Source organism: Microvirga sp. P4_G7, assembly GCF_056401005.1.
In genome coordinates this window covers 1-6,904 of sequence record NZ_JBFUKD010000155.1, presented here as the reverse complement: position 1 = coordinate 6,904, position 6,904 = coordinate 1, and the positions used below count along the sequence as shown (strand labels likewise).

Genomic DNA, 6,904 nt, shown 5'->3' with positions numbered 1-6,904 from the left:
GCGGCCATGGGCGGCGTCACGGCGGTGTTCGAGATGCCCAATACCGAACCGCAAACCACCACGCCAGAAGCGCTCGCCGACAAGGTGCGGCGCGGCCATCATCGCATGCATTGCGATTTCGCGTTCTGGGTCGGCGGCACGCAGGAAAACACGAAGGATGTGGCAAGTCTGGAACGCCTGCCAGGTGCTGCGGGCATCAAGGTGTTCATGGGATCGTCGACCGGATCGCTTCTTGTCGAGGATGACGCCGGCGTCGCTGAGATCCTGCGCCGGACCCGTCGTCGCGCGGCGTTTCATTCGGAGGATGAAGCGATGCTGCGCGAGCGCAAGAATTTGCGCATCGAAGGCGATCCCCGTTCGCATCCGGTCTGGCGTTCCCCCGAGGTCGCACTCGCTTGCACGCAGCGCCTGGTTCGCATCGCACGCGAAACAGGTGCGCGCATTCACGTCCTTCACGTCACCACGGCAGAGGAAATGGAGTTCCTGCGCGACTACAGGGATGTGGCGTCCGTCGAAGTGACACCGCATCACCTGACGCTGACCGCGCCGGATTGCTACGAGCGACTCGGTAGCTATGCGCAGATGAATCCGCCGGTTCGCGACGAGCATCACCGTCAGGCGATCTGGGAAGGCATCGACGAAGGCGTCGCCGATATTCTGGGTTCCGATCATGCTCCGCATACCCGCGAGGAAAAGGACAAGGTTTATCCCAACACACCGTCCGGCATGACCGGCGTTCAGACGCTCGTCCCTCTCATGCTCGACCACGTCAACGCGAGTCGCATGACGCTGGAGCGCTTCGTCGATATGACGAGCGCCGGCCCGAAGCGCCTGTTCGGCATTGCGCGCAAGGGCCGTATCGCCGTCGGCTACGATGCGGATTTCACCGTTGTCGATCTCAAGAGACGCGAGACCATCACCAACGCTTGGATCGCGTCGAAGTGCGGTTGGACGCCCTATGACGGCAAGAGCGTGACCGGTTGGCCGATCGGCACCATCGTGCGCGGCCACGTCGTGATGTGGGATGGCACGCTGGAGACGCCGTCGCAGGGCGAGGTGATCGTGTTCGAAGAGGCCTTGCCGAACTCTCAGGTGCTCTGAACGATGCTGGGCGTGGCGACGGCGATGCGCCGCTGCGCGCTGGAGCACGCGACTTTCGTTCGTTATTGATGGGCGCGATCGGAAAAGTTGCGATTTACGATTACGAACTCACGCCTGCGCAAATCGAGAAACATGACGAGGCGATGTGGCACATGTGAGAACGCGGTCCGCGTGCGATCCGATTTCGCAACCTGCATTGCCGGACAAGCAATGAGCCGATGCGAGGCGTTCCGCGCGCGACGCGTGATTCATTGCACGTCGCGACGCGTGCGATCAGCTTAGTGCTTCAGCCCCGTTGAGAAGGTGCCGCCCCGGATGCGATCCGGGATACCCTCCGCATATTGGGCCACGGCGTCCTCCCCGTAGGTCGCCACAAGCTCCATGAACGCCGTGAACAGCGCTGCCTGAGCCATGCAATCGGGATCGAGCCCGTCGAGCTCGGCTTCCGCAAAAGCCTCGCTGACATAGGTCAATGCCGCCTGCTTGATGGCGCTCAGGTCTTCCAGTTCTACGAGTTGGACGTCGTTATCGTTCATGATCAAGGCCCCTGAACAGGGGCGACACGCGGATTCGGTTCAACCGAACCTAGTCGGCGAGACGCTCCACCGCCAGCATCACCTTGCAAAGAGGTTAATGCGAGAGGGGAGACCTCTAAACGATGTGGATAAGCTACCCGCCGTAGCGCCCTGCGATGTTTCGACTCAGTTGATTGCCTTCCTTAACGTAGCGCGAGGACGCTTCGACGGCGGATGGCGTGCACAGCCGATAGGTCAGAGAGAAGGCCTGGTAGCCCTTGTTGTAAGCGCCCGCGAGTCGCTCCTTGCGACCGGGCGACGTTCCTTCGTTTTCCAGAATGACCTGCATCCGTTTAGGCCACTCGCCCGCGTCGGGCGCCGAACAGAGGGGGCGCAGGAAAGCCAGCGACCCGATGATTTCGGACAGCCGTAGCAATTCCTTTTCATATGGCGCAGGCGGCGGTTCGACCGGCGGTGCGGGCGCTGCCTCCTGTTGCGGGGCTGTCGGTCGATTCTGCTGAGCCGGCGGAGCGCGCCGTTGCGGTGGGGGACGGAATTGCGGCTGATATTGCGGCGGTGGCGCCGGCTGTCCCTGCGGCGGTATGCCGAACAGACGTTCGAAGAAATTCTGAGCGTGGGCAGGCGGGCTGACGAGCAGAGCGCTGCCGAGCAAGAGATGCCGGACGGTCCGGCTCATGTGGGAGCGGCCCGGGCGGCGCGGAAAGCCTCTGCCAGGATCGCCGGCAACCCCGGCGTCAGCGACAAACCGGCCATGTCCTCTTCTCTGATCCACCGGATCTCCTTGGCCTCCGGGCCGGTTCGCGGCTCGCCCGACACCCATCGAGCGACGTGGGCGGCGATCACCACATGGTGCTTTATACGGCCGGTTTCATCCCGTTCAATGAATTCCACCGGCGCGATAAACCCGACGAGGCTGGCTTCAACGGCAACCTCCTCACGAAGTTCCCGAAGGGCCGCTTCGCCCAGCGTCTCGCCGATTTCGACCTTTCCGCCGGGGAGAGAGAACAAGTCCTCGCCGGGCGGTTTGCCGCGCGATGCGACCAGGATGCGCCCATCGCGAAACACCGCCACGGAGGCAGCCAGGACTGGGTGTGTCGGGTAGAAACGATCTGCGGTCATGGTTGTCCTGTCAGCATGTAGCGCGCCCGTGGGCGAATGAGCGTTCCTTGGGATTGCTGCTCGATCGCGTGCGCCAACCAGCCGGCCGTGCGGCCCGTCGCGAACAGGACGAAGGCGGCGCCCGGAGGGAGCGAATAGGCTCGCTCCAGCGCCACCAAGGCGGCATCGATCGTAGGCCGACCTCCCGTCGCGCGCGCGATGGCATCAACGATGGCTCGGTCTCCGGCCCGCAGCGGCAGGCCCTCGAGTAACGCCGCGCCGCGGGGATCACCTTGCGGGTAGAGCGGATGGTGAAACCCAGCGATGGGATCGTCACCGCCGATGGGCGCGCTGACTTGTTCCTCTCGCGTTTCGAAGAACGCTCGCACCAGCTCTGTGGCGCCCCCGTGACGAGGGCCACTCAGCGTTGCGAGCCCGGCGATGATCGCATGGCGCAAGGTCGCGCCGGTCGAGGCGGCCACCCGAACGGCGAAGGCGGAGGCGCTCAGCTCGTGGTCGGCGCACAACACGAGCGCGCGCCGGATGGCATCGCCCGCATCCGCCGACACTTTCCAGCTTTCGCGGAATTGTTCATGCAGTCGACCGCCCGCGGCGACCGAGCCGGTGCCGGCGGCCGCGACCAGCCGCAGGATCGCGCCGGCTTCCTGCGCCGGCTTTTGACCGTCGATGGTACCGCTTTCCGAAAGCAAGCCGATCGCACGGCCGACGAAGGCCGGCGCACGCAGGTCCGATCCAGGAGCGGGGAGGGAGGCATGGACTGTCGTATTCTCGATCCCGAAGCCGAGAAGCAGCCCTGCCACATCCTCGAACGACGCGTCGCGCGCGAGCGCCACCGCGTCGTCGCCACGATAGAAAAGCCGACCGTCCTTGATCTGCGTGATGCTCGTCTCGAGGACGGGCAAACCCCAATCGAGTGCCGTCGCCGCCGCAACGGTCGGACGGCGCATCCGTGTTCGGCGCTGCACGAGCGCGTCCACGTCGTCGGAAGCATACAGCCGCTGCCGCGGATCGTGCGGCGAAGTGAAGGACCGGACGAGGCCGCGGCTGACGTAGGAGTACAKGCTGGATGCGGCGATCCCGAGCCGGTGGGACGCCTCGGTCGCGGACAACAGATCGACGGGGTGGTTCGCGCTCATATGTTGATATGTTGATTCAAGATTGACGGTCGCGCAAGCGAAAAGGATGCTCCCAGAAAAGGAGATAATCATGTCGATTGGACTGGATGGCGTCGTCGCCGCGGAAACCGTTCTGAGTCATGTCGATGGCGAGGCGGGGCGCCTCATCATCCGCGGGCACGATCTCGAGGCGCTGGCGGGGCATTTCACTTTCGAACAAGCCGTTGCACTCCTGTGGGAGGGATTTGCGCCCTCCGACGACCTTGCGGCCAATATGGGCCGAGCGCGCCTTGCGGCATTCACGCATTTCTCGCCGCTCGCATCTCGCTTGTCCGGTCTCACACCTGTCGAAGGGATGCGCCTGCTGCTGGCATCATTGCCGGATAGTGAACAGGATCATGCCTGCCTGGCCGTTGGCGGCGCCGCGGTCGCCGCCGCGATGGCGATCAGGAGCGCTGACGGTCATTTGCCCGTTGGTCCCGATCCCGAATTGTCCCATGCCGCCGATCTCCTGAGAATGCTGCGAGGGAGACCTGGCGACGCGAGCGAAATCGCCGCCCTCGATACGTATCTCGTCACCATCATCGACCACGGCCTGAATGCGTCGACGTTCACCGCCCGTGTCGTCGCGTCGACAGAGGCCGGCATTCTATCGTCCGTCGTTGCGGGGTTGTGTGCCTTGAAAGGTCCCCTGCACGGCGGTGCACCAGGGCCGGTTCTCGACATGCTCGACCGGATCGGAACGCCGGAGAATGCCGAGCCATGGCTTGAGGCTGCTGTGGGCAAGGGCGAGCGTCTGATGGGCTTCGGCCACCGCATCTATCGGGTGCGCGATCCTCGCGCCGATGTGTTGAAGGCCGCCATTCGTCGACTCAAAGGACGCGACAACCGCATTGCGTTCGCGGAGGCGGTCGAAGCGGCGGCACTGAAAGTTCTCGCGCGCCATAAGCCCGGACGCATTCTAGAGACGAACGTCGAGTTCTATACCGCGCTTCTCCTCGACGCCGTCGGCGTCCCGCGCCTTGGATTCACACCTCTGTTCGGCGCCGGCCGGTCGGCGGGTTGGGTCGCGCATGCCATCGAGCAGGAGCGGGCAGGGCGCATCATCCGCCCGCAATCGCGCTATGTAGGGCCGTTTCCCGCCGAGGCCGCGTAGCGTCTAGACGTGTTGGCCGCCATTGATGTGAAGCTCCGCGCCATTCACATAGGAGCTCGCATCGGTGCAGAGGAAGTAGATCGCCTTGGCGACTTCATCCGGCGTACCGAGACGGCGTTGCGGAATCTGCTCGACGAGTTTTTCCGTGCCCGGCGAAAGAATCGACGTGTCGATTTCGCCGGGCGAGATGGCGTTGACGCGCACGCCGAGCGGCCCGAAATCGGCTGCCATTTCCCGTGTCAGCGCGGCAAGGGCGGCTTTCGACGTGGAATAGGCGGCGCCGGCGAATGGATGAACGCGGGAACCAGCAATCGACGTCACGTTGACGACCGACGCCTTGGCGCGAGTGAGCTCTTCGACGAGGCCGCGCGCCAGCATGATCGACGCGAAGAAATTCACGTGGAATACGCGGATCCAGTCATCGTAACTCGTGTCGAGTGCGTTGAGACGTGAACCGCCTTCACCCTTGGGAGAAATGCCGGCGTTGTTGACGAGCGCGTGCAGCACACCACCTTCCTTTGCCAGGCGCTGCCTGACATCAGCGATGGCGCGGCGCGTGTCGTCGGCATTGGCAAGATCCACCTGCAGATGATCTTCCGGACCCATTTCCCACGGACAGTTTTCAGGAAACGCGTGACGCGAGCACGTGATGACGCGCCATCCGGCCGCCGAAAATCGCTTGACYGTCGCATGGCCGATGCCCCGGCTTGCACCGGTGAGAAGCATGATCCGGCGTGGAGTATTGGTCGTCACTTGCTGTTCCGATCATTGTGCGGCGTCATGCTCGCGACTGCGTTTTCGACAGGCGTTCCAAATCGGCGCGGGAAGCGCGGTTCAGAACCTCTTCAGCCCATTGATTCAAGCTCTTTCCCGTCAATACGGCCGCCAAGGCAGCCTTGGCGTGGATCTCCGGGTCTACTCTGAACATGACTTTCCCGGAAAAAGGCTTTTCGGGATTCTTGGCGACACTAGCGCAGGTCTCGATGTAATCGTCGACCGCTTCGTGGAAGGCCATGATCAACGCGTCGACGGAATTTCCGTGAAAACCGACGATATCGTTGATGCCAGCGATGTGCCCGACGAAGAGGGCGTCTTCGGCATCGAATTCAACACGAGCCATATAGCCTTTGTAGTTCATGACGTTCATGGCATCACTCCCAGATTGGCCAAATACGCGCGCAGATCACGGATTTGATAGCGCTTGGCTTCCTTTGCAGGGTGGGGGCGGTGAAAGCTCGCCACCATGCCGCGGCAAGCAAACCTGACCCGCGAGCCGCGACCCTCGATGACGGTGCATCCAACAGCGAGCAGGAGACCTTCGGCCGCGTCCCATTCGATCGATGGCGAGATCGGATCACTAAAAATCGCTTCCAGCGTTTTCCGATGCTTGCTGTTCATGAATGAGAATATAGGAAACGCATCGGTTTTTGCAAGCAAAAATTGCTAGCACTCGGGCATATCAAGGGTAAAGCCGGTTCTTGCGCCAGCCGCTACCCTCGCGCGTGAAGACCACGCGGTCGTGCAAGCGGAACGGTTGGTCTTTCCAGAATTCGATCGAGACCGGGACGATGCGAAAACCGGTCCAATAAGACGGGCGCGGGACTTCGCCGATGGCATACTTTGCGGCGTTTACCGCGACTGCTTTTTCAAGAGCAAAACGGCTCTCGAGCGGGCGCGATTGCTGGCTCGCCCATGCGCCGATGCGGCTGTCGCGCGGACGGCTCTGGAAATACGCATCCGCCTCGGCGTCGCTGACGCGTTCCAGATTGCCGCGGACGCGGATCTGCCGGCGCAGGCTCTTCCAATGCAGGACGATCGCGGCTTTGGGGTTCGCCAGAATTTCACGGCCCTTGTTCGATTCCGTGTTGGTGTAGAAC

General features: G+C 62.9%; 10 protein-coding genes. 2 read left to right on the top strand and 8 right to left on the bottom strand.

The window, feature by feature from the left end:
- The coding region (locus AC1DT3_RS09230; protein WP_477464956.1) for a dihydroorotase at positions 1-1,101 on the top strand (1,101 nt) is incomplete at its 5' end.
- A 278-nt stretch (positions 1,102-1,379) separates the two neighbouring features.
- Here AC1DT3_RS09230 and AC1DT3_RS09225 read toward each other — a convergent pair.
- From AC1DT3_RS09225 to AC1DT3_RS09210, 4 genes are all read right to left on the bottom strand, one after another.
- A complete protein-coding gene (locus AC1DT3_RS09225) occupies positions 1,380-1,637 on the bottom strand; it encodes a hypothetical protein (RefSeq protein WP_477464955.1) in 258 nt (85 codons plus the stop codon).
- Positions 1,638-1,770: 133 nt separating this feature from the next.
- On the bottom strand, positions 1,771-2,313 hold the full coding sequence (locus AC1DT3_RS09220) for a TIGR02301 family protein (RefSeq protein ID WP_477464954.1): 543 nt from the start codon (positions 2,311-2,313) through the stop codon (positions 1,771-1,773).
- Complete coding sequence (locus AC1DT3_RS09215; protein ID WP_477464953.1) at positions 2,310-2,756, bottom strand: NUDIX hydrolase; 447 nt, start codon at positions 2,754-2,756, stop codon at positions 2,310-2,312. Before AC1DT3_RS09215 ends, AC1DT3_RS09220 begins: the two co-directional genes overlap by 4 nt.
- Positions 2,753-3,892 (bottom strand): citrate synthase, encoded by a 1,140-nt coding sequence (locus tag AC1DT3_RS09210; RefSeq protein WP_477464952.1) that lies wholly within the window; start codon positions 3,890-3,892, stop codon positions 2,753-2,755. Before AC1DT3_RS09210 ends, AC1DT3_RS09215 begins: the two co-directional genes overlap by 4 nt.
- 70 nt (positions 3,893-3,962) lie before the next feature.
- Here AC1DT3_RS09210 and AC1DT3_RS09205 point away from each other — a divergent pair, with 70 nt between their 5' ends.
- Complete coding sequence (locus AC1DT3_RS09205) at positions 3,963-5,027, top strand: citrate synthase/methylcitrate synthase (RefSeq protein ID WP_477464951.1); 1,065 nt, start codon at positions 3,963-3,965, stop codon at positions 5,025-5,027.
- A gap of 3 nt (positions 5,028-5,030) precedes the next feature.
- Here AC1DT3_RS09205 and AC1DT3_RS09200 read toward each other — a convergent pair whose 3' ends face one another.
- The 4 genes from AC1DT3_RS09200 to pdxH form a co-directional block, all read right to left on the bottom strand.
- Entirely contained in the window at positions 5,031-5,753 is a 723-nt protein-coding gene (locus tag AC1DT3_RS09200) for an SDR family NAD(P)-dependent oxidoreductase (protein ID WP_477464957.1), read from the bottom strand.
- A gap of 52 nt (positions 5,754-5,805) precedes the next feature.
- On the bottom strand, positions 5,806-6,174 hold the full coding sequence (locus tag AC1DT3_RS09195) for a type II toxin-antitoxin system HicB family antitoxin (RefSeq protein ID WP_477464950.1): 369 nt from the start codon (positions 6,172-6,174) through the stop codon (positions 5,806-5,808).
- Positions 6,171-6,425 carry a type II toxin-antitoxin system HicA family toxin gene (locus AC1DT3_RS09190; RefSeq protein WP_477464949.1) on the bottom strand — a complete coding sequence of 85 codons (255 nt, stop codon included), beginning with the start codon at positions 6,423-6,425 and terminating at the stop codon, positions 6,171-6,173. The genes AC1DT3_RS09195 and AC1DT3_RS09190 overlap by 4 nt, the downstream gene beginning before the upstream one ends.
- A 61-nt stretch (positions 6,426-6,486) precedes the next feature.
- A partial coding sequence (pdxH, locus tag AC1DT3_RS09185) for a pyridoxamine 5'-phosphate oxidase (protein WP_477464948.1) occupies positions 6,487-6,904 on the bottom strand: 418 nt, incomplete at its 5' end.

What these genes read in the sequence shown, in the direction of transcription:
- AC1DT3_RS09225 (WP_477464955.1), bottom strand. Translation starts at nt 1,637, where the DNA reads ATGAACGATAACGACGTCCAACTCGTAGAACTGGAAGACCTGAGCGCC.
- AC1DT3_RS09220 (WP_477464954.1), bottom strand. Translation starts at nt 2,313, where the DNA reads ATGAGCCGGACCGTCCGGCATCTCTTGCTCGGCAGCGCTCTGCTCGTC.
- AC1DT3_RS09215 (WP_477464953.1), bottom strand. Translation starts at nt 2,756, where the DNA reads ATGACCGCAGATCGTTTCTACCCGACACACCCAGTCCTGGCTGCCTCC.
- AC1DT3_RS09205 (WP_477464951.1), top strand. Translation starts at nt 3,963, where the DNA reads ATGTCGATTGGACTGGATGGCGTCGTCGCCGCGGAAACCGTTCTGAGT.
- AC1DT3_RS09195 (WP_477464950.1), bottom strand. Translation starts at nt 6,174, where the DNA reads ATGAACGTCATGAACTACAAAGGCTATATGGCTCGTGTTGAATTCGAT.
- AC1DT3_RS09190 (WP_477464949.1), bottom strand. Translation starts at nt 6,425, where the DNA reads ATGAACAGCAAGCATCGGAAAACGCTGGAAGCGATTTTTAGTGATCCG.